Here is a 23,901-nt window from a genome sequence, read left to right as displayed (position 1 = left end):
GCAGCGCACGTGCGTTGAACTTTGGTTCGACTTGCGCTTGCATGTGTAAGCTTGTCGCAGGTCCGTCACGGTGCTAGATGTCTGGTCATCGTACAACTTCGCGCATGCAGGTTGGCGGGCTTTGGCGACCCTGAACACAGGGCGCGGACAAGAATAACGGCGCAAATGCCGGTGGTCGGGAAATCGCAGGGGAAATCGCAGGGAGGATTTCGTCCATGAACAGGAGAGAGGTCGTCACGGGCGGCCTGGCCGCGCTCGCGGCTGGCACCGTGGGGCTCGGCGGCGCCGCGCCGGCGCTGGCCCAGAGCAAGATGGTGCTCAAGGCGTCGGATGTTCACCCGCTCGGCTATCCCACGGTGGAATCCGTCGTCCGCATGGGCAAGAAGCTCGAGGCCGCGACCAATGGCCGGCTCAGCATCCAGATGTTTCCCTCCATGCAGCTCGGCGGCGAGAAGGAAGCCATCGAGCAGGCTCAGGTCGGGGCGTTGCAGATCGCGCGCATCTCGGTCGGCGCCGTCGGCCCGGTCGTCGATGACGTCAATGTCTTCAACATGCCCTTCGTGTTCCGCGACTCCAAGCATATGGAAGCGGTGCTCGATGGCGCAATCGGCGACGAGCTGCTGAACAAGATCACCGCCAACGAGAAGACGAAACTGGTCGCGCTCGGCTGGATGAATGCGGGTTCGCGCAACATCTATAACAGCAAGCATCCGGTGCGGACGCTGGCCGATCTCAAAGGCCTCAAGATCCGCATGATCGGCAATCCGCTGTTCATCGATACGATGAATGCGCTCGGCGGCAACGGGGTCGCCATGGGCTTCGATCAGGTGTTCAGCGCCATGCAGACCGGCGTGGTCGACGGAGCAGAAAACAACCTGCCTTCCTTCGTGGCGCAGAATCACTATCAGGTCGCCAAATATTTCTCGATGACCGAGCATCTGATCATTCCGGAGCTGCTGGTTTTCTCGAAGGCATCGTGGGCGAGGCTCACGCCGGACGACCAGGCGCTGCTGAAGAAATTCGGCCGCGAAGCGCAGCTCGAACAGCGCACGCTTTGGTACGAGGCCGAAGCCAAGGCGCTGGAGAAAATGAAAGAGGTCGGCACCGACATCGTCACCTCCATCGACAAGGCGCCGTTCCGCGAGGCGGTGAAACCGGTGTGGGACAAATACGGTGCGAAATACGCCGAGATGACCAAGCGCATCGCGGCGGTGAGCTAGTGGCTTTTCACTTGTCGTCACCCGACTTGATCGGGTGACCCAGTAAACACCGCAGCTTTCGAGTCTACTGGATCGCCCGGTCCTAGCGCGTAATTGCACGCACTGCCGGGCGATGACAGTCGAGAGTATGGACAGGTCCGTATGTCTGAAGCCATCTCCAAAAGAATGATCGGCGACAATGCCGAAACAACACGCGGCCCCGCTTTCGCTTTCCGCCGTGCGATGAACGTTCTCTACTGGACCGGTGCCATCGTCTCCTGCGTCGCGCTGGTGCTGATCTCGTTCATCATCCCCTGGGCGGTCTATACCCGCTACATTCTCAACAGCGCAGCGTCATGGCCGGAGCCGCTGGCGGTGCTGCTCACCGTCGCCGTCACCTTCATCGGCGCGGCGAACTGCTATCGCCAGCGCATTCATATGAGCATGACCGTGGGCACCAACCTCCTGCCGCCGAAGGCGCGTGCCGGTGCGGCGTTGATCAGCGAACTGCTGATGGCCGCGATGGCGCTGTTCATGCTGATTTGGGGCGGGGCTTTGGTGGACACCACCTGGGGCAATTCGGTCGACGAATTTCCCTGGCTCTCCGTCGGCGTCACCTATCTGCCGATCCCGCTCTCCGGCGCGATGATGCTGCTCTATGTCATCGAACGCCTCACCATCGGCCCGCCGCCGCAGGACGGCAGCGATGCCCATGTGCCGCTGGAGTGAGAGGTGACACATTCTCCGGCGATCATGGCTCAGCCTAACCTCTCCCCGCTCTGCGCGGGGAGAGTTCGACCGGCGGAGCGCAGCGTAGCCGGGCGGGTGAGGGGCAGGCCCCGGTTCCCTCCTTATCTCCTGTGTTTGCGGAGCGAAGAGCCCCTCTCCCTAACCCTCTCCCCGCAAGAGCGGGGCGAGGGGATCTACGTCACGCTCGGTAAACTCTGAGGCCACCATGGACATTGCCGTTCTCCTGCTCAGCATGTGCCTCTTCTTCGCCATCGGCATGCCGATCGCCTTTGCGCTGGCGCTGGCCGCGCTTGTCGGGGCGTTGTGGATCGATCTTCCCGTCGAAGCCGTGATGCAGCAGCTCTCGTCGGGCGTCGGCAAGGTGTCGATGCTCACGGTGCCGTTCTTCGTGCTCGCCGGCGCCATCATGGCGGAAGGCGGCATGGCGAAACGCCTCGTCGATCTCGCCGCCGTGCTTGTCGGCTTCACCCGCATCCGTGGCGGCCTTTCGCAGGTGAACATTCTCGCCACCACCATCATGTCCGGCATCTCCGGCTCGTCGGTGGCGGATACGTCGGCGATCGGTTCGGTGATGATTCCGCAGATGGCGGAGAAAGGTTATCCGCGTGTCTTCGCCACCAATGTCACCATCTCCGCGTCGGTGCAGGCGATCATGGTGCCGCCGAGCCATAACGCGGTGATCTATTCGCTCGCCACCGGCGGCGTGGTGTCGATCACCAGTCTCTTTCTCGCCGGCATCGTGCCGGGCCTGCTGCTTGGCTTCGCCATCATGCTGCTGTGCCTGTATTTCGCCTATCGCGACGGCCATCCGAAGGGCGAACCGGTGCCGTTGAGGCAGGCGCTGAAGATGCTGGGCGACGCCACCTGGGGCATCGTCACGCTGATCATCGTGCTCGGCGGCATTCTCACCGGCATCTTCACGCCCATCGAGGCGGGCGCGGTCGCCTGCGTCTGGGCGTTCTTCGTCACCATGTTCATCTATCGCGACTACAAATGGTCGGAACTGCCGATGCTCACCTATCGCACGCTGCAGACGGTCGCGATGGTGCTGACGCTGGTCGCGACCGCCTCCTGTTTCGGCTATGTGGCGGCGCTGATGCAGATGCCGGCCAAGATGACCGATTTCTTCGTCGCCATTTCGTCGAACAAATATGTGCTGCTGATGTGGCTCAACATCATGCTGCTGATCCTCGGCACTGCGCTCGATCTCGCGCCGCTGCTATTGATCTGCACGCCGATCCTGTTGCCGGTGGTCAAGAGCTTCGGTATCGATCCCGTGCATTTCGGCATCATCATGCTGCTCAATCTCGGCATCGGCCTGCTTACGCCGCCGGTCGGCACCACGCTGTTCGTCGGCTGCGCTATCGGCAAGGTGTCGGTGGACGAGGTGATGCGCGGGATCTGGCCGTTCTACTGGGTGATGTTCGCGGTGCTGATGCTGGTCACCTATGTGCCATGGTTCTCCATGGCCCTGCCGCACGCGTTCGGATTTAGATAGTCCGCGCTCGATCCTTCCCAGGCGGAACGCGACACACCACCCCTCATGGTGAGGAGGCCTAGCGGCGCAATTGCGCCGCTGAGAGCGCCGTCTCGAACCATGAGCTGGCTTGGCTCGGAGCCTTTTCGGCCATCCCTTGCGAATGGCTACGCCATTCGCAGGGAGACGCCGCTGCGCGGCTCCTCAGGATGAGGGATGGAGAAGCGAGATACTGAGTTGAACGCAGCATTGTCCCGAGCAAAAGCAGCCGAAAAGCGCCCTAAGCCGCTTTATAAGTCAGACTCTGAGGAGCGGCCACAGGCCGCGTCTCGAAGGATGGCCGCGGAACTCCGCCCTCATGGTTCGAGACGGCGCTGCGCGCCTCCTCACCATGAGGGCGGCAGTTTTACTGCGCCGCTTTATCCGCGAGTTGCTTGTAGCGCGCCTTGCCGTTCACCAGATGCCGTCGCATCGCCTCGCGCGCTTTGCGCGGCGAGCGCTCGCCGATGGCGTCGACGATCGTCTGATGCTCTTTCTCGACGCTTTCGAGATAACGCGTCTGCAGCTCCGCCTTGCCGTCGAAGGTGCGGATGCTCTGGCGCGGAATGATCAGTCCGCCGAGGAATTCCAGAAATCCCACGAAGCGCGAATTCTGCGTGCCGACGGCGATGGCGTAGTGAAAGTCGAAATCTTCCTTGATCGCGCGGTCACCCTTGGCGATGGCGCGGGTGAAGACATTCGCCGCTTTGGCGATGGCCTTGATCTGGGCCGCGGTGGCACGCTCGCTGGCAATGGCAGCGGCCTCCATTTCCACGGCCGTGCGCAATTCGAGAATTTCGATCACGCTGTCGAGGGAACCGAGGCCCTCCGGATCGATGGCATAAGGCTGCCGGTTGGCATCGTTGTTGACAAAAGCGCCGGCGCCCTGCCTCGTGGTCACGAGGCCGCGGGCGCGCAGCGCCGAGATCGCCTCGCGGACCACGGTGCGGCTGACGCCCATGGCGGTCATCATCGCCTGCTCGGTCGGCAGGCGCGCGCCGGCGGGCAACTGGCCGTCGATGATTTGTGCTGCAATGCGCTCGACCACTTCCTCGGTGCGGCGACGCACTGGATTGAGCGGTCGCAACAAGCCAGGCCGTGTCGAGCCGTTGCCGTTCCTGCGCGCGGAATGTTTAGCTTGTCCGGTCATCGTACAACCGGGCTATCACCGGCCATGATCGGGCGCAAGTTCGATCCCCGCGGCATGGTGTGCTGCCACCGCGTGGCGCCACGCGCAGGCCGTGACGCGGCCGGATGGGGGAATTTAGCTAAATACCTTCAAGGATGGAATGATGCGCTGAGACCTGAGGGCGCATCATGCGGGAGGCTGCGTGATGGTCGGGCGGCTTGCCTTGTATCAGACGCCCGCGGTGCTGAGGCCGGCGGCTGCGGCGGCGATCATCGCACTCAGAATCCGCCATGCCCGGGAGGATTGCGAGGTCGGGGCAGGAGTTTTGCTGCGCATGGGTCGATATCCGTTCGGCGGCATTTTTGCCGCATCGTCCGGAACATCGGGGCCCCCGCGGGCGAAGTCGAGGGGCGCGCAGAAATAGCAATGTGCGGCCTGTCAGGGTCCCAGCAAGCAATTGGTTTGTGCTTCGGAACCGTCAGTCGGCAGTCGATTCGTTCTCGGCGCGTGGCGCGTCTGCGGCGGCCTGATCCGGCACTCCCGGCGCCTGGGAGACGTCCACCCAGGTGGCCCCGGTCAGTTCCGCGATCCGCGCCGGGGTGATGCGGACCGAACTGTTGATCGAGCCTGCCGCCGGCCAGACTTCGGCGTAGTCCTTCAGCGATATGTCGCAATAGACGGCGAGCGGCGTCGCGAGCCCGAACGGGCAGACGCCGCCCACGGGATGGCCGGTGAGCGCGACGACTTCGTCCGCGCCGAGCATGCGCGGCTTGCCGCCCAGCGCCTCGCGCGCTTTCCTGTTGTCCAGCCGTGCGGTGCCTTTGGTGACCACCAGCACGACACGCTCGCCGACCCGCACCGACAGCGTCTTGGCGATCTGCCCGGGCTCGACGCCCAGCGCTTCGGCCGCGAGGGCGACGGTGGCGGAGCTTTGGTCGGTGACGGTGATGGTGAGATCGGGAGCCTTGGCGGCAAGATCGGCGCGGACGGATTCAAGGGACATGGAAGGTCTCTGCGGCAGGACATTTGCCGTCTCATATGTTCGCGTCGATGTGAAGGGGCGCCGACGCAGGGAACGTCCGACGGCAGCGCGGCCCAGCGCGCGCTGCCGACCCACAAGGGCCTGATCGAGGGGCTGTAGCGGCTGCAGGGAAGGCATGCGTCGGACATTCCCACATGGCGGATTTGGCTCTATACGGGCGTTTCCGTGCCTGTTGCTGAGGCGCGGCATCCAGGAATTCCTTCATGCTGCCGGCCTATGTGATCCACGCCAAGTCGTTGCCCGAGCGCAGGGAACATATCCAGCGCGAGCTCGACCGCGCCGGCATCGCGTTCGAATGGGTGCTCGATTTCGACGCGGACGAGATCACCGCGGATGTCGATCGGGCCTATTTCGCCGAGGGTGTCGATCTGACGCTGCGGCAGAAATCCTGCGCGATGAAGCATATCGTCGCCATGCAACGCATTCGCGAGCGGGGCCAGGATCTCGCTCTGATTTTCGAGGACGACGCGATCCTCGTTCCGGATTTCTGCGAGCGGTTGAAGCGGGTGCTCGCCGAGGCTGAGCGCTGGCCGCGCCCGCGCGTGTTGCATCTGGGCGCCGCTACCAATTTCTACACGCCGGCGTCGCAGCTGCGTCCGGGCCAGCTCGTCTATGAGGGCAATCGCGTCCGGAACATGGAGGCCTATGTGCTCGGTGCGCCGGAGGCCGCCGCACGGCTCGACTGGCTGGCGCGCAACCCGATGGATGAACCCATCGACATCGCCTTCAATTTCGGCGATCCCGCCATGGGCATCCCTTTTCTCTGGCCGGAGCCCCCGCTGGCGGAGCAAGGCAGCCTCAATGGCGTGTTCGCCAGCTCGCTGTCGCGCAAGCAGCATCTGCGGCTGCAATTGCGGATTCAGTTCGCGATCCAGAAATTCAAGCGCCGTTACCTGCGGCGGTGGCTCTCCGGCCGCGCTGTGGATTAGAGTAATTCTGCTGTGATGAATTATGTCCCGGACGCGATGCGGCGCGAAGTGCCGCTTCGCAGAGCCGGGACCGCAACGAACGACGGTGCCTGATACGGTCCCGGTTCTGCGCAGCAGCGTTGGCGGCGATGCGACGCATCGCCTGACGCTGCAGCGCGCCCGGGACACGGTTCTATCGAGGTCGTAAATACTCTGGCGCGCGGTCAGTCGCTCAGACGATGTCGCTGGTTATCGGGCGTATGCGGTACGTCCCGTGGAACCGTCATCGTTGCGATGAAGGACCAGCGCGCCGAACAAGCCCACCGCCAGGCAGTACAGCATGCCTTGCGTCACCGACGAAATGTGGCTGTTGAACAGGCCGCCGATCACATTCTGCAGCACGATGGCTTGTCCGAAGATGCTGGCCACGTCGCGGGCGAGAAACAGGCGTGCATGTGTGAGCCACATCGCCCATAGCAGCACCGCGCCGACGAGGCCGACCTGCAGCAGGATGTGCAGCGTCTGGTTATGCGGATCGGCCGTGGCGCTGCCATAAGGGGAGGGCCGGGTCGCTTCGAGGCTTTGATACAGCGGCTGGATGCTGCCCGTGCCATGGCCGGTCAGCGGGGCCTGTTTCACGAATTCGACGGCCTTGGTCCAGAAGTCGATGCGTGCGCCCGTCGAGATCGCCTCGCCGGTGATGGGCTGCTTGCCGCTGTCCGCTTCGATATTGGACGATATCTCCGCGATGCGCCGCTGCGCCTGCGGCGACGCGACGAGTGCGATCCCCATCACCGCGATGGCCGCGGCGGCAATGATCAGGGCGCGTCGCCATCCGCCGGCATGGAGCGCGAACAGCCCGAGCAGCGCCAGCGAGGCGATGACCCCGGTTTTTGACGGATAGATCAGGAAGATGTCGGCAAAGAACAGCAGCGCCAGCGCGATCATCGCGATGGCGCGGCGCCGCTCCGTCGCCCAGGCATGCATGGCGCCGATGGCGAGGCCGAAAGCGCAGAGCGCGAAGCAGCTCGATTGAACCGCGTTGTCCTTGAACGGCACGCCCGGCGATTTGAACCAGGCCCATGGTCCGGTCGGCCACAGGAAGGCGGCCCATGACAGCGCCAATACGAGGATGCAGGCGGCAAGAAAACCATAGGCGATCTGAAGCGCCTCGCGGGAGGATACCGCCGTCGCCATCACCAGCGGAATGAGCAGCAGTTTCGCGTAGGGACCGAGCCATTTGACGGCGCCGCCGAGCGGCTGCAGCGACCACAGCGTGCCGATCGCCAGCAGCACGAACAGCGCCACCGGCAGCCACGCCGCCGGGTGGCGCATGGTGGCGGCGAAACGCCGGCGATCCAGTGTCAGCAGAGCCAGCACCGCGAACACGGAGATCGCGATGGCCTGGCCGCTGGTGGAGAAGGGCAGGAAGAAGGCGGTGGCGATAGCGGCGATCTGCCGGGAGGCAGCGAGTTTTTCAGGCAGATCGGCTTTCGTCATATACCCAGTAGTTTCCGTGCGTTGTCTTTCAGGACCTTCGGCCTGATCTCGTCACGAATGTCGAGTTTGGCGAAGTCGGCCATCCAGCGGTCCGGCATGATCACCGGCCAGTCGGACCCGAACAGCATCTTATCCTGCAGGATGGAATTGATATAGCGCACCAGGATCGGCGGGAAATATTTCGGCGACCAGCCGGAGAGGTCGATATACACGTTGGGCTTGTGGGTCGCGACCGACAGCGCCTCTTCCTGCCAGGGGAACGAAGGGTGCGCGAGGATGATCTTCATGTCGGGGAAATCCACCGCGACATCGTCCATATACATCGGGTTGGAATATTTCAGCCGCATCCCCATGCCGCCCGGCATGCCGGAACCGACGCCGGTCTGCCCGGTATGGAACAGCGCGATGGCGCCGCCTTCCTGGATCGCCTCATAGAGCGGATAGGCCATGCGGTCATTGGCATAGAAACCCTGCATGGTCGGGTGGAATTTGAAGCCTTTGACGCCGTATTCCGAGATCAGCTTCTTCGCCTCGCGCACGCCCAGCTTGCCCTTGTGCGGATCGATCGAGGCGAACGGGATCAGGACGTCGGCGTTCTGCTGGGCGATCTCCAGCATCTCGTAATTGTTGTAGCGGCGGAATCCGGTCTCGCGCTCGGCATCGACGGGGAAAATCACCGCGGCGATGTTCTTGGCGCGGTAATAGGCCGCGGTTTCCTCCACGGTCGGCGGGTGCTTGTGCGGGGATTTGAAATATTCCGCCATCCGCGCCTGGAAATCGTCATAGCCGTCATCCGCATGGCAGCCGCACGGCTCCTCCGCATGGGTGTGGATGTCGATGGCGACCAGATCGTCCGGATTGAGCAGTTTCATGGTGGCACGTTTCCTGGAGCTTTGTCGTTGTGGTTGACTGGTCAATTAGCAAAGCTGCGGGAGCAATGAAAGCCGGGAGCGCAGCCCATCCTTCCGTCGATGCCGCAAGCTCGGCCGACGGATTTTGCAACGGCTCAACCGATCCCGCGATTCCACGCTCAGCCCTCATGCTGAGAGCCTGACTGGAAATGCGGTCCGTAGTTTGGCGCTGCTGGTCGCCCAGGCGGAACGCGACACACCGCCCCTCGCGGAACGCAACCCACTCCGCCCCTCCCGCCTGAACGCAGTTGCGTTCAGGCTGAGGTGAGGAGGCGCGCAGCGCCGTCTCGAACCATGAGATGGCTTGGCTCGGAGCTTTTTCGGCCATCCTTCGAGACGCCGCTGCGCGGCTCCTCAGGATGAGGACGGAGAATCGAGATCCTGAGCTGAACGGGCATTGTTCCGAGCAAAAGCAGCCGAAAACCACCTCGACCGCTTTATGAGTCGGACTCTGAGGAGCGCGCCACGGCGCGCGTCTCGAAGGATGGTGGCGGAACCCCACCATCGCATGGTTCGAGACGGCGCTCTCAGCGGCGCAATTGCGCCGCTAGGCCTCCTCACCTTAGCCGAACGCAACTGCGTTCAGGCGGGAGGGTCGGTGAAGAGGCCGTACATTTTCTCACCCTGCCTGCGAAGCCTGTGTCCGAATATCTTGCGCCGTCCTGCGCAGTGGCACGAGATACTTCTCCTTCGCTTCCGCCTCGCTCAGCGTGCCGGAAATCGTGTTGATGCTGATCGCCGCCACCACGCGGCCGGCATGGTCACGCACCGGCACGGCGATGCCGCAGATCGCGGGGTCGAGTTCGCCGTCGATCCAGCCATAGCCCTCGGCATCGACACGGTCGAGTTCGCGCCCGAGCTCGGCCGGGTCGGTGATGGTGCGCGCGGTGATCGGCTGGAAGTCGGTGGTCGCGAGATAGGCCGCGCGCTTGTCGGGCGGCAGTGCGGCCAGCAGCACGCGGCCGAGCGACACCACATGGGCGGGCAGGCGGCTGCCGATGGCGAGATTGGCGGAAAGGATGCGGCGTGCCGGCAGCCGCAGCGCATAGACGATCTCCGTCTCGTCGAGCACCGCCAGCGCGCAGGACTCGCCGGTCTCGTTGCGTAAATCTTCGAGCGCGCGCTGGGCGTAACCCCAGTAGGGCAGCGCGTTGAGATAGGAGAGGCCGAGACCGAGCGCGCGCGGGCGCAGGCTGAAATAGCGGCCGTCCGCCTCGCAATAGTTCATCGCCACCAGCGTCGCCAGCATGCGGCGGGCGGTGGCGCGGCTGAGGCCTGCGATGACGGCAACTTCCGACAGCGTATGACGGCCGGGTGGCTTGCCGAGTGCTTCCACCGTCGCAAAGCCCCGCGCGATCGCGCGCACAAATCCATCGCTCTCTTTCGCCACTTCAAACCTCTTCGACACGACCGACTTGCAGGCCGGTCAAAATCAGATCAATCTAGTTCGCTCGATGAATAAAAAGTTCGCTAGACGAACTGATATGGGAGTTAACTGAATGCCGCAAGCCCAAGTTTTCGAAACGGATTTCTGGAAGGACGCGAACCTGCGGAAAGTCTGGGACGAGATCGTCCCCGGGGCGCCCCGCAAGACGCTCCCTTATGTTCTGACCAAGGAGGCGATCCAGCTGTATTGCCGCTCGGTCGGCGAAGACCACCCACTGTACTTCGATGAAGCTTACGCGAAGGCATCGCCCTATGGCGGGCTGATCGCGCCGCCGTCGATCCACATCCTGCTGATGTTCGCCTGCACGCCCACCGACGACTGGATGCGCACGCCCGGCACGGTGAATGCCGGTCAGAGCTGGAGCTACAACATCCCGGCGCGGCCTGGCGACACCATCACGCTGCAGGCGCGTGCGCTCGACAAGTTCATCAAGCGCGAGCGCCTGTTCGTGGTGCACGACAACGTGTTCTTCAACCAACATGGCGACGTCATCTGTTCCGGCCGCGGCCAGACCATTCGCCCGATGTAAGCGCAGCGCAGGAGACAGTTCATGAGCACGAATTTCGAGACTCTGAATGCCGGCGACACCATCGACGGACCGAGCTTCGCCGTATCGCGCGAATCCATCCGTCTCTTTTGCGACGGGTCGCTCGACTACAATCCGCTGCATCTGGATGACGACTACATGAAGAACTCGTTCGGCAAGACCAATTTCGGCGGCATCATCATGCATGGCATGAACAATTTCGGACTCATCACCCGCATGCTGACCGACTGGGCCTATCCCGCCGGCGCCATCCATCGCCGCCTGGAAACGCGCTGGGTCAAACCGGTGAAGCCGGGCGATACGATCCGGCCGGTAGGCATCATCAAGGCCAAGCAGGTGACGCAGAAGTCGCGCTGGGTGCTGATCGACGTGCTGGTGAAGAACCAGCACGACGAGAAAGTCGCGACCGGCGAGGCCATGGTCGAATTTCCGACCGCGGCCTGATCGCTCTGCACGTCGTCGGCCTCGCATCATGGTGTGCGGCTAAGGTCGCACACCGTTCAACAATGAAACGAATATTGGGGGACGAAATGAATTTGCTCGCAAGAGCCGTGCTGGCTGTTCTGGCCACGGCTTGCTTCACGGCCGCGCCCGCACAGGCGCAGATCATTCCCGGCAATCAGATCAGGATCGTCGTGCCGTTTCCCGCCGGCGGCACCACCGACATTCTCGCGCGTTTCGTCGCGCAATATCTCGGCGACAAGATCGGCGTCACGACGCTGGTCGAGAACAGGCCGGGCGCATCCGGTACCATTGGCTCGGAAATGGTCGCGAAGTCGCCCCCCGATGGCAGCGTGGTGCTGATCACCGCCACGCATCACGTCATCAATCCGAGCCTGCGCAAGCGCCTGCCTTACGACACGCAGAAGGATTTCTCGCCGATCGCCGTGGTGGCAACGGCGCCGAATGCTCTGTGCGTGTCGAAGGATTTTCCGGCGAGGAATGTCGCCGAACTGATCGCGATGGCGAAGCAGCAGCCTGGTAAATTGTCCTTCGGCTCCTCCGGCATCGGCGGCGCCAATCATCTCTCCGGCGAGTTGTTCAAGCAGATGGCCGGTGTCAGTCTCGAGCACATTCCCTACAAGGGCGCGGCGCCTGCGATGAGCGATCTGATCGGCGGCCATATTCCGATCATGTTCGATACGTTGCCGACGGTGCTTCCCGCCGCGCAGGCCGGCAATATTCGTGTGCTCGCCGTCACCAGCCTGCAGCGCGCCGCCTCGCTGCCCCACGTGCCGACGCTCGACGAGGCGGGCGTGAAGGGTTTTGAGGCGACGTCCTGGTTCGGCATGTATATGCCGCAGGCCAACGGGACCCCGGTCTACAAGAAATTAGTGGAAGCGATGGCGGAGATTCTGGCCGCACCGGCAACCCGCGACAAGTTCGCCACGCAGGGCGTCGAGCCCGGCAGGCGAACGGGAGCCGAATTCGGCACCTTCGTGGATGCGGAAATCGCCAAATGGAGCGCGGTGGTGAAGACCGCAAACGTGCCGCAGGAATGACACGGTGCTGCCGCACGGAATTCAGCGTTTGACGTCACAAACGCCTGCAAATGTCGTCCGTACGGGCCGTGATTTTGCCCGTTCGGATTGACAGTGCGACCGGTGGTGGCTAGAAACCGCGGGTCCCGGGCGGCTCGGCTGCCAGCGGGTTAAAGCCCATATTTCGCTGATTTCGGCCTGCGACGCACGGCATTTGAAGTCACGATCGCAAGCTATCAGGATCGACCGATGAAAGTCCGTAACTCGTTGAAATCGCTGCGTGCCCGTCACCGCGATAATCGCCTGGTCCGCCGCAAGGGCCGCGTCTACGTGATCAACAAGACCCAGCGCCGTTTCAAGGCTCGCCAGGGTTAAGTCGCTGTTCGGTCGGATTTTTCCGGCCGGCATTGCGATATCACAGGTGTTTGACGCGCTGCCGCTTTGCAGCGCGTTTTTTCGTGTCTAGACTTCACCTATGGCATCGCACGTCCGGATCGCAGGTTTTGGCCTCTTGCTGACCGCGCTTTTCGCGACGGGACCTGCTGTCGCGCAGGTCAAAGACCCCAAATCGGTCGAGCCGGGCGCGCGCAAAGAGATCCCTCAAGCCCCTGAAAAACTTCCGAAAATCGGTGCAGACAAGACCCGCGGCCTGGATTTTCTGTTCGGAGCGCTGAAGGCGGCGCCCGATGAGGCCAGCGCCCGGCATGTCGAGGGCCGAATCTGGGCGCAGTGGTCGCAGACCTCCAGCGACACCGCGGCGTTGTTGATGACCCGCGCCAAGACGGCGCTGGATGCCAAGCAGATCGACGTGTCGGTCAAATTGCTGAGCGCCGTCATCAAGTTGAAGCCCGACTACATCGAGGGCTGGAACCGGCGGGCGACGCTGTATTACTTGCAGAACGATTACACCCACGCGCTGGAAGATATCGAGCAGGTGCTGGCGCGCGAGCCGCGGCATTTCGGGGCGCTGGCCGGGCTTGGCATGATCATGCAGGAATTCGGCGACGACAAACGGGCGCTGGAGGCCTATCGCAAGGCGCTCGCGGTCAATCCGCATCTCGAAAAGGTGCCGGAACTGGTGAAGTCCCTGACCGAAAAGGTCGAGGGCCGGGATATCTGACGCGTCCCGTTCAGCGCAACGCTGCCGAGCTTTGGCGGTTTTTCGCGCCATTTTCCTCCCGGAACCAAACTTCCGACACATGAAATAGGCGAAAAGGGCCCTTTCCAGGATTCTTGAAGGGACCTCGTCTTGGCGAAGAAGTCTTTCCCGCTTTTCGCACTTCTGTGTCTTTTGTTCATTCCGCCATTCAGCCCCCCCGCTCTGGCGCAGAAAGCGGACGTGCCGCCTGCCGCTGCGGCGCCTGCGTTGACGCCGGAGCAGGCGAAGGCCGCGCTCGAGACATTGCAGAACGATGCCAAGCGCAAGGAGATGATCGACACGCTGCAGGCGATTGCCCAGGCGAAGCCGGCAGAGCCTGAGAAAAAGCCCGCGATCCCGCTCGATGCCGACAGCCTCGGTGCGCAGCTTCTGGTGACGATTGCAGATCAGCTCGGCGATGTGTCGCGCGAGGTATCCATGGCCGTGGAGCAGATCACGCGCTTTCCAGCGTTGTGGTACTGGCTGCAACGCAGCGCCAACGATCCGGCCACCTATCATTTGCTGTTCGACATTGCCTGGAAGCTGGCCGTCGTATTCGGTGGTGCGCTGGCGGCCGAATGGCTCGTCGTCTGGCTGCTGCGCAGGCCGCAAGCAGCGCTGGAGGCACGTATTCCCTTCGTTGCCCGTGCCCCTTCGGCTCTCATCGTCGATCATGTCGATCCGCCGTCGTCCACGGCCGACATCACCGGGACGCCCGAGCTGAACAAACGTCGCCGCAGTCTGACGCGCGCCTGGCAGTCGTTGCTGCGGTTGCCTTATGTGATCGGTCGCCTGTTGCTCGAGCTGCTTCCGATTCTCGTCTTCACCGGCACGGTCTCGCTGTTACTCGGCACACAAATCGGTGACGCCGGCACCACACGTCTCGCGATCCTCGCCATTGTAAACAGCTATGTGGTGGCGCGCGCGATCATCTGCGTCATGCGCGCATTGTTCGGCCCGCTCGCTCTGTTTCGTGTGAAGGAAGAGACGGCCGCTTATATCGAAATCTGGACGCGCCGCATCGTGACTGTCGGCGCCACCGGTATCGCGATTGCCAATGTCGCGTTGATGATGGGCCTGTATCGCTCTGCCCATCTCGCGCTCATCAAGCTCGTGATGCTCATTGTGCATCTGTTTGTCGTCATCATCATCTTGCAATGCCGCAAGCCTGTGGCCGACGCGTTGCGCGCACCTTTCGGGGCGACTGGCGTTCTGAATGGCATGCGCAATCGCTTTGCCAGCCTTTGGCATGTGTTCGGTATTTTCATCGTGATGGCCGCGTGGGGAGTCTGGGCACTGAATATCCGCAACGGCTACGCGCTGCTGCTGCAATATATCGTCGGCACCGTCATCGTTGCGCTAGTCACACGCCTCGTCTCGATGATGGCGCTGAGCCTGATCGATCGCGGCTTCCGCATTCGGCCGGAAGTTCTGAAGCGCTTCCCGGGACTGGAGGCCCGCGCCAATCGTTATCTGCCGCTGTTGCGCAAAGTGGTCGCGGCGATCATCGCCGTCATCGGTCTTGTCGCATTGCTGGAGGTCTGGGGCGTCAATGCCATCGTCTGGTTTTATGGCGGGCAGATCGGCAGCCGTGTGGTCTCTGCGATTGTCACCGTCGCCATCGCAGCCGTCGCCGCAGCCGCGGTGTGGGAAGGCAGCAATGCGCTGATGGAGCGTCAGCTCACGGCGCTCACACGCGACGGTCACTTCGCGCGGGCGGCGCGTCTGCGCACGTTCCAGCCGATGCTGCGCACGACTTTGCTCGGCGTCATCATTGCAGTGATCGCGCTCACGGTACTGAGCGAGATCGGCGTCAATGTCGCGCCGCTGCTGGCGGGCGCCGGCATTCTCGGTGTCGCTATCGGCTTCGGTTCTCAGAAGCTGGTGCAGGACGTCATCACCGGCCTGTTCCTGTTGCTGGAGAGCACGGTGCAGGTGGGTGACACCGTCGCCGTGTCGGGGCTGACCGGCGTGGTCGAAAACCTGTCGATCCGAACCATCCGTCTCCGCGCCGGTGACGGCTCGGTGCATATCATCCCGTTCAGTGCCGTGACGACCATTACCAATTCGAGCCGCGGTGCCGGCAATGCGGCGGTATCTGTCAGTGTCGATAGCAAGGAAGACACCGATCGCGTCGGTGAAATTCTTAAGGACATCGCCGTGGGGATGCGGAAGGAGGATGCTTATCGTCCTCTCATGCGTAGCGACCTTGAACTGTGGGGCGTCGACAAGGTCGATGGCGCGATGTCCACGTTGGTCGGTCAGATCCGCTGCACGGACACGGGCCGCTGGGGGGTACAGCGCGAATTCAACCGCCGTATGAAGATGCGACTACAGGAGGAGGGCATCGCAATCGCTGCGCCGAACCAGAGGGTGGTCATGCAGTTGCCGCCGCCAGCGAAGGAAGAAGAAGGCGGCCAGGTCACTGAAGAAGGTCAGGCAACAGAAACGAAACAGGAAAAACGCCGGGCGTGATAACGGGCTCCCGGTGCCGCGCGCCATCGAGGGTATGCAGCGCGAACTAATGCAGCGCGCTGGTTCCTGGGCGGATCGCACCACCCCTAATGGATGCCGCATATAGTTGCTGCAATTCAGCTTCGAGCTGTTCGTTGACCAGCAGCAGGGCTTTTACCGCGCCGCGCAGGTCTCCGTTACAGGTCGATATGATTTCGTCGATATCTGTTTCGATCAGATCGGGCGTCATTTTGAATCTCCGCTTTCGATCATTTGCGATCATGACGGCACTTCACCTCGCGATCATGGCAATAACCTGCTCGATCGCGCATCGTCCCTGTGGATAGCGTGGACAGCACTCGGAATTTCCGGCAGCGAGCCATGTAGCGAAATCCCGCGCAAGGTCCATATCCACACCTATATCTTCGCTTTATTCCCGCCTCTGGATCGTTTCGGTGAGAAAAATCATTCTGGTCCTGCTCACATTGTTCGTCGTGCCGATCGGAATCTCGGCGGTGAAATATTGGACAGGCGATCGTTCTGTGAACTGGCAAGGCGCCGATCGCTCAAGTGCCGGTCTGTTGCCGCCGGCGGCAGAACATCCCGGAGCGCTGGTTCGCGTTTTTGCCGCGCGCACCGTTCGCTGGCGTGGCATTTTCGCTGTGCATAGTTGGATTGTGTTCAAGGAAGCGGGCGCAAAGACCTATACCCGCTATGATTATACCGCCTGGGGCGATCCAATCCGCCTTAATGGCTTTGCCGCCGATGGCCGCTGGTTTGGCGAAGAGCCGATGGCGATCGCGTCGGCCGATGGCGCAAGCGCTGAAGAGATGATCCCGAGGATCAAGGCCGCCATCGCCGGCTATTCCTGGCGCAGTTACGGTGATTATCGGGCGTGGCCGGGGCCGAACTCGAATACGTTCGTTGCTGCAGTGCTTGCCGCCGTGCCGGAACTTCAAGTGACTTTGCCGCCAACCGCGATTGGCAAGGATTTTCCCTATGAAGGCGGAGCATTCGGCTGGACTCCGTCTGGAACTGGCGTGCGTGCGACGCTGGGCGGCTACCTCGGTTTGACGGTGGGCTGGATTGAAGGTGTCGAACTCAACGTCCTCGGCATTGTTCTCGGTTTCGATATCCGCCGTCCCGCTATCAAGCTGCCGGCAATCGGTCGGCTCGGTATGAGCGTGTGAAACGGTCGGCGCGCCGAGGCGTGTGAGTGCGACCAATCAACTCAGGCGCTCTGGTGAAGCATAGCCGCCACACATTTGCTCAAGCGTTGCGTCGCATTACCGGACGGCCACGAAAGCGATGGGGCGCTGTCCGCAGGTTTTCGGCCGATGGGGATGAACGATGAAACGAAATGTGCTGCATGGCGCGGTTTCGGCGGGCGTATTGGGTCTGGCACACGTGATTGTGGCGGCGCTCTCGCCTGCAGCCGCGACGCAACTCCGGGCGAGTTACAAGGCCTATTATCTCGGTCTGCCGGTGGCGACGATCGGCCTGACTGTCGATCTCGTGCAAGACCGTTATGAAGCGCGCCTCGGCGGAGACGTCAGTGGCGTGGCGTCCATGGCGTCCGGCCTTTCCTTCGAAATGCAGTCGAGGGGAAAGTATCGGAACGGCGAAGTGTACCCTGAACGATATGTCTATTCATCGCGCGCTGCGAAGGAGACGCACCGACAGGAGGTGAACTTCAAATCGGGCAATGTTGCAACGGTTGCCATCGAGCCGCCGTTGAAGGATCTCGCCGAACGTGTTCCGATTTCAGCGGAACACGGACAGAATGTCGTTGATCCATTGAGCGCCCTCGTGGCGGCGATGACGTCGGGAGATCCGAAGCCCGCAACGACATGCGGCGACGCATTGCGCATTCATGGCGGCAGCGTTCGCGCCGATGTCTCAACCTCCTTCCTGCATATGCAGGCGACGCGAACGGGTAGGTATCGCGGGCAAGCCAGCCTCTGCGCGGTTCGTTACAACCCCGTCGCCGGGCACCTCGCCGACGCTTCCTATGTCAATTTCATGCGCAACAATCAGCAGATCAGGGTGTCGTCGGCGTCGGCCGGACAGGGGCCCTTCGAGATCCTCGTTCATGCCGTGGTACCACTGCAACTGGGAACGGCGAGAATCGAGCTGGTCGAAGCGCGTATCGACGGCGAGGTGGTCAACCTCAAGTGACGAGCGCCGTTCGGTGGGCCAGATGTAACCAATCCCGCTGTCGAGCGTTGGTGATGGCGCCAAACGCCACGCTGGTGCTTGTCATCAATGAGATCGGACGCATCATCCTGGCTGCTGACACAAAACTGGTGGCGGCATTGCGCTAGAGTTCGTTCGACCACTTCAATCCAAATCGAGGAGCTGTGCATGACCACGACATTCGGATCGGCCAAATGGCAGGGCGGCATTAAGGACGGCAAGGGAGAGATCTCCACCAAGAGCGGTGCGCTCGCGAATTATCCCTATGGTTTTGCCAGCCGCTTCGAGGGCAAGCCCGGCTCCAATCCGGAGGAGCTGATCGGCGCGGCGCACGCGGCGTGCTTCACCATGGCGCTGTCGCTGATCCTCGGCGAGGCCGGCATGAAGGCCGAGCATATGGAGACCAAGGCGGATGTGACACTGGAGAAGCAAGGCGAAGGCTTTGCCATCACCAAGGTGCATCTGACGCTGTCGGCGAGAATCCCAGGCGCGGACAAGGCGAAGTTCGACGACTGTACGGCGAAGGCAAAGGCCGGCTGTCCGGTGTCGAAGCTGCTGAAGGCAGAGATTACACTGGACGCCAAGCTGGAAGGCTGAGGCCTCCTAACCTCTCCCCGCAAAGGGCGGGGAGAGGTTAAAATCAACTACTCGCCCGTATCGTTCGGTCCGACATAGGCGATGCGCAGCATGTTCGTCGCGCCCGGTGTACCGAGTGGCACGCCGGCCACCACGATCACGCGCTGGCCCGCCTTCGCAAAGCCATCGCGGAACGCGATGCGGCAGGCGCGGTCGACCATGTCGTCCTGGTCCTTAGCATCCTCCGCCACGACGCAATGTACGCCCCAGGCCACAGAAAGCTTGCGGCCGCCGGCGAGGTTCGGCGTGATGGCGACGATCGGCGGCTTCGGTCGCTCGCGGGCGACGCGCATGGCGGTCGAGCCCGAGCTGGTCCAGCAGATGATCGCCGACAGCTCCAACGTCTCGGCGATCTGCCGGGCGGCGTCGGCAATGGCGTCGCCGACGGTCGATTCCGGGCCGGGCCGCTGCGCCGTGAGCACATTTCGGTAGGTCGGATCGCGTTCGACCTCTTCGCCGATGCGGTTCATGGTCGAGACAGCTTCCACCGGGAATTTGCCGGCTGCGGATTCCGCCGAGAGCATCACAGCATCGGCGCCTTCATAGATCGCTGTGGCGACGTCGGAGACTTCGGCGCGGGTCGGCACCGGGCTCTGGATCATCGATTCCAGCATCTGCGTCGCCACCACCACCGGCTTGCCGGCGCGGCGTGCCATGCGGGTCATGCGCTTCTGCAGGCTGGGGACGCGCTCCAGTGGCAGTTCGACGCCAAGATCGCCGCGCGCCACCATCAGCGCATCGGACGCCTCAAGAATGGCATCGAGGCGATCGATCGCCTGAGGCTTCTCGATCTTCGACATGATGGCGGCACGGCCGCGCACCAGACGCTTGGCCTCATGCACGTCCTCAGCGCGCTGCACAAAGGACAGAGCGACCCAATCGATGCCGGTTTCGAGCGCAGCTTCCAGATCGCTGCGATCCTTTGGCGTCATCGCCGAGACGGGCAGGTCGGTATCGGGCAGGCTGACGCCCTTGCGGTCGGAAATGCGGCCGCCGACGACGACGCGCGTTACCGCGCGATCCGAAGAGGTCTCCTCGGCGATCAGCTTCAGCTTGCCGTCGTCGATCAGCAGCGCGTGGCCGGGGCGGAGCGCTGCAAGGATTTCCGGATGCGGCAGGTGCACGCGGGTGACGTCACCAGGAGCCGGATTGGAATCGAGCGTGAAGGCCTCGCCGTTCTTGAGCTGGACGCCGCCTTCGGCGAAAGCGCCGACGCGCAGCTTCGGGCCTTGCAGGTCAACCAGAATACCGATCGGGCGGCCATAGCTGCTTTCGACATTACGGATGGTCTTCACCAGTTCGCGCATTTTGTCGTGCGGCGTGTGGCTCATATTGATGCGGAACACGTCGGCGCCAGCCTCGAACAGCTTGCGGATCATCGCGCTGTCGGAGGAGGCAGGGCCGAGCGTGGCCAGAATCTTGATGCGGCGCTGTCGTCTCATTGTCTCGGCCCGATCTATTGCTTGGTGCCGGGGGGCGCTGCCGGCGTCATGGCCGGCGGCGATCCCGCAGGTGGATTGCCCGGATTGGTCGGCAGCGCAGGGAAGCCCGCGCCGGGTGCACCCGGAGGCGGTCCGCCAGGACCGGGGCCGGGCATACCCGGCAGTTTGGGTGGTTGTTCGTTGGTTTCGGTCAGTTGCACCGTCCAGGCGCGCTGTTCACCGGTATCGACCTCGAAGAAACCTGTCCGGTCGAAGCCGCGCGCCAGGCAATTCTCTGTCCCCTTGATGGTGAATTCCTTGTCACGCGAGCACATGAAAGCCTGACCCGACCATTCACCGCCACGGTCGTAGTCGATGGCATAGATATAATAATACCGGGCAACCAGGGTTCCACGCAGCAGGGTCTCGCAGGCGCGTGAGGACACGTTCCACCAGCCCTCGGTTGTCCAGCCATCGACATCCTTGTAGCCGAGGGCGATGCCGACCCGGCTCGACGTGTTGTTGCAAAGCCTGAAATCCGCTGCCGCAGGTGTCGCCCAGATGCATGCCAGCGCAACGGCCAGAATTGGCAGCAGGCTGGCCCATGAACGGGCGTGGGATGGGCTGTGGGGATTCGCGATGATCATTCGGCGTCGATATATATCAGTTCCTTGACGGTTTCGCGTGACCGGACTGGCCTGTCAACGGCAGGGCCGATTTGGCAGCACTGGCCATTTGCACCGCGTTATGGCGAAATCTGGTAAAGAACCCATCTTATGCCTTTACTGGACGCTTTGAGTGAGACGAGACATGGCGATTGGCGAAAAGACGCAGACCGAACTCGAAGCCGCGGTTTTTCGTCGGTTGGTGGCGCATCTGCAGGGCCGCACCGATGTGCAGAATATCGATCTGATGAACCTCGCCGGCTTCTGCCGCAATTGCCTGTCCAATTGGTTGAAAGATGCGGCGGACGAGCGCGGCGTGGCGTTGAGCAAGGACGAGAGCCGTGAGGCGGTTTATGGCATGCCCTACGAGACCTGGAAGGCGCTGCACCAGAGCGAAGCGACGCCGGAAAAGCTCGAAGCCATGAAGAAGGTGCACCCAGGACATTGACCGGAATTCACCCCTTTTGCAGCCCTCGCGCGATCAATTCTGTGGGGGCGCTGTGGATGATGCGGCTCGCGGCTTGACCCCATCGGCGATGGTCGCGAGTGTCGAATTAGAGACAAGTTTTTAAGAGACTAGCGCCCATAACCGGCGCCTCTCGCCACCCACATCACACCACATCAGTTCAGGAGTTTCCGATGGCCACCAATGCTGCGTCCGTGCTGGACGATCAGGCGACGCATTCTTTCGCCAAGGAACAGCTGAAAGCCATCGTCGAGCGTATCGAGCGTCTCGAGGAAGAGAAGAAGACCATTTCCGACGACATCAAGGACGTTTATGGCGAAGCCAAAGGCAACGGCTACGACGTGAAGGCGCTGCGCACCATCATCCGCCTCCGCAAGCAGGATGCGAACGAGCGTGCCGAGCAGGAAACGATTCTGGAGACCTATTTGCAGGCGCTCGGAATGCTGTGAGGCGTCCGCTTCATTCGATAACTGTCATCCCCCGCGAAAGCGGGGGATCTAGTAAACAGACAAATTTCGATTTCATCACGAAGGCTGCCGTGTACTGGATCACCCGCTTTCGCAGGTGATGACAGGCAGCACGTATCAGCGCAGCGCCGCGGTCCGCATCGCGAAGCTCGTCGTCATCAGCTTCGCTGTTGCCGAGCCGGTGAACTGATCGCTCACGAGACCGTTCTGAGGATCGTCGGAGAAGCTCATCGCCACGACCCTCTGCGGCTTGGCGAAATGTGCGCGCAGTACGGTCAGATCTCCGTCGCCGATCGCCGAGACCGACATCGTTGTCGTCACGCTCGGCGCCACGATCATCGCGCGGGTCCAGATGTGATTTTCGGGAATGTAGGCTGCAGCGAGGCGTGTCGCCATCGTGACCGGACCGGCCTGACCGAGACTCTTGCCGATCACCGTCGTTACTTCATTCACGACCATCGAATTCCTGTTCGGCGAGGCAGGGCGAATGCTGCGCGGGATCGGGGCGCTGGCGGCGACCACGTGCGAGCGATCCACCGGCGAATTACTCGGTCCGGCATAGGCCAGCGCCTTGGCGAAGGCCGAGACGTTGGTCATGCCCTGTTCCTGCTCGGCGATGCGATCGAGCGCTTGGCGAGCGGTGAGGGCAGCGACCTGCTGCGGCGTGGCCTGCTTCGGTTCGGGGATGTCATCCCAGAAGCCGCGGGCGTTGATGATATCGGCCGGTGTCTGCGGGCGGCCATCGTTCTTTGGCGCCGGCGTGGCAGCAGCCATCTGCTGTTTCGGTCGCGGCAGCGGGATGGTTTCGGTGTCAGCCGATGCGAGCTGGACGTTGGCGGCAGGCGGTTTGGCGCGCGGCATTGGAACCGGTTCGGCGGATTTCTCCGGCGCGGCAGTGGCGACAACGCTGGCCGCGGGCGTCGGCTTGCCAGCTGCGATGGCGGGGGCCGCGGATTCATCCTCGTCGTCAGCCGACTTGCGTCCGAACAGCGAAGCCAGCAGGTTGCCAGGCTTGCTGCTGGCAAGGCTCACGCTATCGCCGGAGCCGCGCTTCTGGATGTCAGCAAGGGCGAGCTGATAGCCGGGCATGGTGCCCCCGCTGGACGGTAGATGCACGGTGCGGCCATTCGGGAAGACGCGCTCGAGCTGTGCATAGGTCATACGCGGCCAGTGACGGATACTGCCGGTGTCGAGATGTACGAAGGGCGAGCCGGAGGTCGGATAGAAACCGACGCCGCCGCGCTGCAGACGCAGGCCGGCGATGCGGATCTTTTCCAGCTGCACGCCGGGAATGAAGAAATCCATCGCATGGCCGAGCATGTGCTGGCTGTGGCGCGCGACGCCGGAAGAGCGACGGCGCAGCATGGCGTTGGTGGCGGGCGAGCGATAGGCAGAGATGATCTGGATCGGCGCCTTGCCATCGACGTCGCGATAGACTTCCCAAACGATATCGAACAGGCGCCTGTCCATCGTGGTCTGGTCGTGATTGCGCCAGTCGCGCAGGAAGTAATTGAGTTTTTTCAGTCCCTCTTCGTCATAGCGCCCGTTGCGCTTGAAGGTGACCGTGAGGTCTTCGCCGGAATGGGTGTGGTGGAAGGAAAGGGTGCGGGTCTCGCCATCGGCAGTCGCATTATGGACCGAACTCGCGCTGGCCATCAGCACCAGCGAGGCCAAACCGGCATTTAAACCGGCGCGCGAAGGACGCCATTTCACTTTGCGTGCGAAACCAGCCGGCACGTCGGAGCCCACCCAAGTTACTCAACTCTCTCGCGACCCCATGTGGCGAAAGAGGGTGAATCCAGAGTTAAAACGGGAGGGTTAACCGAGGTTTACGCCGCTCCCCCCAAGTTGGCATTTCTGCCACTGTCAAGCTTAACGCGTTGACTATGGCGAAAACTAGCCCGCTGCCACCTTGCAGGTGGACAATGGTTAATCTTGCAACCGGATAACACCGCAAAGCGGTCGGGTGTTCTATATATAAGTATCTGAAAATAATTGTCTTTCTCTCTTGCGGGGGGCTGGTGCCGC

24 protein-coding genes are annotated in these 23,901 nt (G+C 62.4%); 15 read left to right on the top strand and 9 right to left on the bottom strand.

Annotated features, from left to right (window positions below):
• Positions 1-215 precede the first annotated feature (215 nt).
• The 3 genes from E0H22_RS22105 to E0H22_RS22095 all read left to right on the top strand — a co-directional run bounded on the left by E0H22_RS22105 (position 216) and on the right by E0H22_RS22095 (position 3,447).
• Complete coding sequence (locus E0H22_RS22105; protein ID WP_233023110.1) at positions 216-1,220, top strand: TRAP transporter substrate-binding protein; 1,005 nt, start codon at positions 216-218, stop codon at positions 1,218-1,220.
• Between the two features lie 141 nt (positions 1,221-1,361).
• Complete coding sequence (locus E0H22_RS22100) at positions 1,362-1,928, top strand: TRAP transporter small permease (RefSeq protein ID WP_233023109.1); 567 nt, start codon at positions 1,362-1,364, stop codon at positions 1,926-1,928.
• A gap of 226 nt (positions 1,929-2,154) precedes the next feature.
• Positions 2,155-3,447: a TRAP transporter large permease gene (locus E0H22_RS22095; protein ID WP_233023108.1), complete on the top strand. Its 1,293-nt coding sequence runs from the start codon at positions 2,155-2,157 to the stop codon at positions 3,445-3,447.
• Positions 3,448-3,832: 385 nt separating this feature from the next.
• Here the strand turns inward: E0H22_RS22095 and E0H22_RS22090 are convergent, their stop codons facing one another.
• Together E0H22_RS22090 and E0H22_RS22085 are read right to left on the bottom strand one after the other, a co-directional pair.
• A complete protein-coding gene (locus E0H22_RS22090; RefSeq protein WP_233023107.1) occupies positions 3,833-4,615 on the bottom strand; it encodes a FadR/GntR family transcriptional regulator in 783 nt (260 codons plus the stop codon).
• Positions 4,616-5,072: 457 nt separating this feature from the next.
• Entirely contained in the window at positions 5,073-5,597 is a 525-nt protein-coding gene (locus tag E0H22_RS22085; protein WP_233023106.1) for a YbaK/EbsC family protein, read from the bottom strand.
• A gap of 242 nt (positions 5,598-5,839) precedes the next feature.
• Between E0H22_RS22085 and E0H22_RS22080 the strand changes: the two genes are divergently transcribed.
• Positions 5,840-6,565, top strand: coding sequence for a glycosyltransferase family 25 protein (locus E0H22_RS22080; RefSeq protein ID WP_233023105.1), 726 nt, complete (start codon positions 5,840-5,842; stop codon positions 6,563-6,565).
• A 228-nt stretch (positions 6,566-6,793) separates the two neighbouring features.
• On the opposite strand, the gene E0H22_RS22075 is transcribed toward E0H22_RS22080, so the two are convergent.
• From E0H22_RS22075 to E0H22_RS22065, 3 genes are all read right to left on the bottom strand, one after another.
• The gene (locus E0H22_RS22075; protein ID WP_233023104.1) at positions 6,794-8,044 is read right to left on the bottom strand and encodes an O-antigen ligase family protein; all 1,251 of its coding nucleotides are present in this window, start codon (positions 8,042-8,044) and stop codon (positions 6,794-6,796) included.
• Complete coding sequence (locus E0H22_RS22070; protein WP_233023103.1) at positions 8,041-8,916, bottom strand: amidohydrolase family protein; 876 nt, start codon at positions 8,914-8,916, stop codon at positions 8,041-8,043. Before E0H22_RS22070 ends, E0H22_RS22075 begins: the two co-directional genes overlap by 4 nt.
• A 658-nt stretch (positions 8,917-9,574) precedes the next feature.
• Positions 9,575-10,345: an IclR family transcriptional regulator domain-containing protein gene (locus E0H22_RS22065; RefSeq protein WP_233026484.1), complete on the bottom strand. Its 771-nt coding sequence runs from the start codon at positions 10,343-10,345 to the stop codon at positions 9,575-9,577.
• Between the two features lie 109 nt (positions 10,346-10,454).
• Here E0H22_RS22065 and E0H22_RS22060 point away from each other — a divergent pair, with 109 nt between their 5' ends.
• The 6 genes from E0H22_RS22060 to E0H22_RS22035 all read left to right on the top strand — a co-directional run bounded on the left by E0H22_RS22060 (position 10,455) and on the right by E0H22_RS22035 (position 16,043).
• The gene (locus E0H22_RS22060; RefSeq protein WP_233023102.1) at positions 10,455-10,931 is read left to right on the top strand and encodes a MaoC family dehydratase; all 477 of its coding nucleotides are present in this window, start codon (positions 10,455-10,457) and stop codon (positions 10,929-10,931) included.
• 21 nt (positions 10,932-10,952) lie between these two features.
• Positions 10,953-11,393 (top strand): MaoC family dehydratase, encoded by a 441-nt coding sequence (locus E0H22_RS22055; protein ID WP_233023101.1) that lies wholly within the window; start codon positions 10,953-10,955, stop codon positions 11,391-11,393.
• Positions 11,394-11,479: 86 nt separating this feature from the next.
• Complete coding sequence (locus E0H22_RS22050; protein WP_233023100.1) at positions 11,480-12,451, top strand: Bug family tripartite tricarboxylate transporter substrate binding protein; 972 nt, start codon at positions 11,480-11,482, stop codon at positions 12,449-12,451.
• 228 nt (positions 12,452-12,679) lie between these two features.
• The gene (gene ykgO / locus E0H22_RS22045; RefSeq protein ID WP_011509735.1) at positions 12,680-12,805 is read left to right on the top strand and encodes a type B 50S ribosomal protein L36; all 126 of its coding nucleotides are present in this window, start codon (positions 12,680-12,682) and stop codon (positions 12,803-12,805) included.
• Between the two features lie 100 nt (positions 12,806-12,905).
• Complete coding sequence (locus E0H22_RS22040; RefSeq protein ID WP_233023099.1) at positions 12,906-13,550, top strand: tetratricopeptide repeat protein; 645 nt, start codon at positions 12,906-12,908, stop codon at positions 13,548-13,550.
• 129 nt (positions 13,551-13,679) lie between these two features.
• Positions 13,680-16,043, top strand: a complete 2,364-nt coding sequence (locus E0H22_RS22035; RefSeq protein WP_430715179.1) for a mechanosensitive ion channel domain-containing protein — start codon at positions 13,680-13,682, stop codon at positions 16,041-16,043.
• A gap of 46 nt (positions 16,044-16,089) precedes the next feature.
• On the opposite strand, the gene E0H22_RS22030 is transcribed toward E0H22_RS22035, so the two are convergent.
• Positions 16,090-16,272, bottom strand: coding sequence for a hypothetical protein (locus E0H22_RS22030; protein WP_233023098.1), 183 nt, complete (start codon positions 16,270-16,272; stop codon positions 16,090-16,092).
• Positions 16,273-16,477: 205 nt separating this feature from the next.
• Between E0H22_RS22030 and E0H22_RS22025 the strand changes: the two genes are divergently transcribed.
• The 3 genes from E0H22_RS22025 to E0H22_RS22015 all read left to right on the top strand — a co-directional run bounded on the left by E0H22_RS22025 (position 16,478) and on the right by E0H22_RS22015 (position 18,815).
• Positions 16,478-17,212: a DUF3750 domain-containing protein gene (locus E0H22_RS22025; RefSeq protein WP_347340807.1), complete on the top strand. Its 735-nt coding sequence runs from the start codon at positions 16,478-16,480 to the stop codon at positions 17,210-17,212.
• Positions 17,213-17,372: 160 nt separating this feature from the next.
• Entirely contained in the window at positions 17,373-18,200 is an 828-nt protein-coding gene (locus E0H22_RS22020) for a DUF3108 domain-containing protein (protein WP_233023097.1), read from the top strand.
• 186 nt (positions 18,201-18,386) lie between these two features.
• A complete protein-coding gene (locus E0H22_RS22015) occupies positions 18,387-18,815 on the top strand; it encodes an OsmC family protein (RefSeq protein ID WP_233023096.1) in 429 nt (142 codons plus the stop codon).
• 47 nt (positions 18,816-18,862) lie between these two features.
• Here E0H22_RS22015 and pyk read toward each other — a convergent pair whose 3' ends face one another.
• A complete protein-coding gene (gene pyk, locus E0H22_RS22010) occupies positions 18,863-20,296 on the bottom strand; it encodes a pyruvate kinase (protein ID WP_233023095.1) in 1,434 nt (477 codons plus the stop codon).
• Between the two features lie 14 nt (positions 20,297-20,310).
• Positions 20,311-20,922, bottom strand: coding sequence for a DUF1036 domain-containing protein (locus tag E0H22_RS22005; RefSeq protein WP_233023094.1), 612 nt, complete (start codon positions 20,920-20,922; stop codon positions 20,311-20,313).
• 163 nt (positions 20,923-21,085) lie between these two features.
• Here E0H22_RS22005 and E0H22_RS22000 point away from each other — a divergent pair, with 163 nt between their 5' ends.
• Together E0H22_RS22000 and E0H22_RS21995 are read left to right on the top strand one after the other, a co-directional pair.
• Entirely contained in the window at positions 21,086-21,388 is a 303-nt protein-coding gene (locus tag E0H22_RS22000; protein ID WP_233023093.1) for a DUF1244 domain-containing protein, read from the top strand.
• 191 nt (positions 21,389-21,579) lie between these two features.
• Complete coding sequence (locus tag E0H22_RS21995; RefSeq protein WP_233023092.1) at positions 21,580-21,855, top strand: DUF2312 domain-containing protein; 276 nt, start codon at positions 21,580-21,582, stop codon at positions 21,853-21,855.
• Between the two features lie 135 nt (positions 21,856-21,990).
• Here the strand turns inward: E0H22_RS21995 and mepK are convergent, their stop codons facing one another.
• Entirely contained in the window at positions 21,991-23,610 is a 1,620-nt protein-coding gene (mepK, locus tag E0H22_RS21990) for a peptidoglycan L,D-endopeptidase MepK (RefSeq protein WP_233023091.1), read from the bottom strand.
• Positions 23,611-23,901 lie beyond the last annotated feature (291 nt).

Source organism: Rhodopseudomonas boonkerdii (genome assembly GCF_021184025.1).
Lineage (GTDB): Bacteria > Pseudomonadota > Alphaproteobacteria > Rhizobiales > Xanthobacteraceae > Tardiphaga > Tardiphaga boonkerdii.
This window is presented reverse-complemented; position numbering and strand designations above follow the sequence as displayed.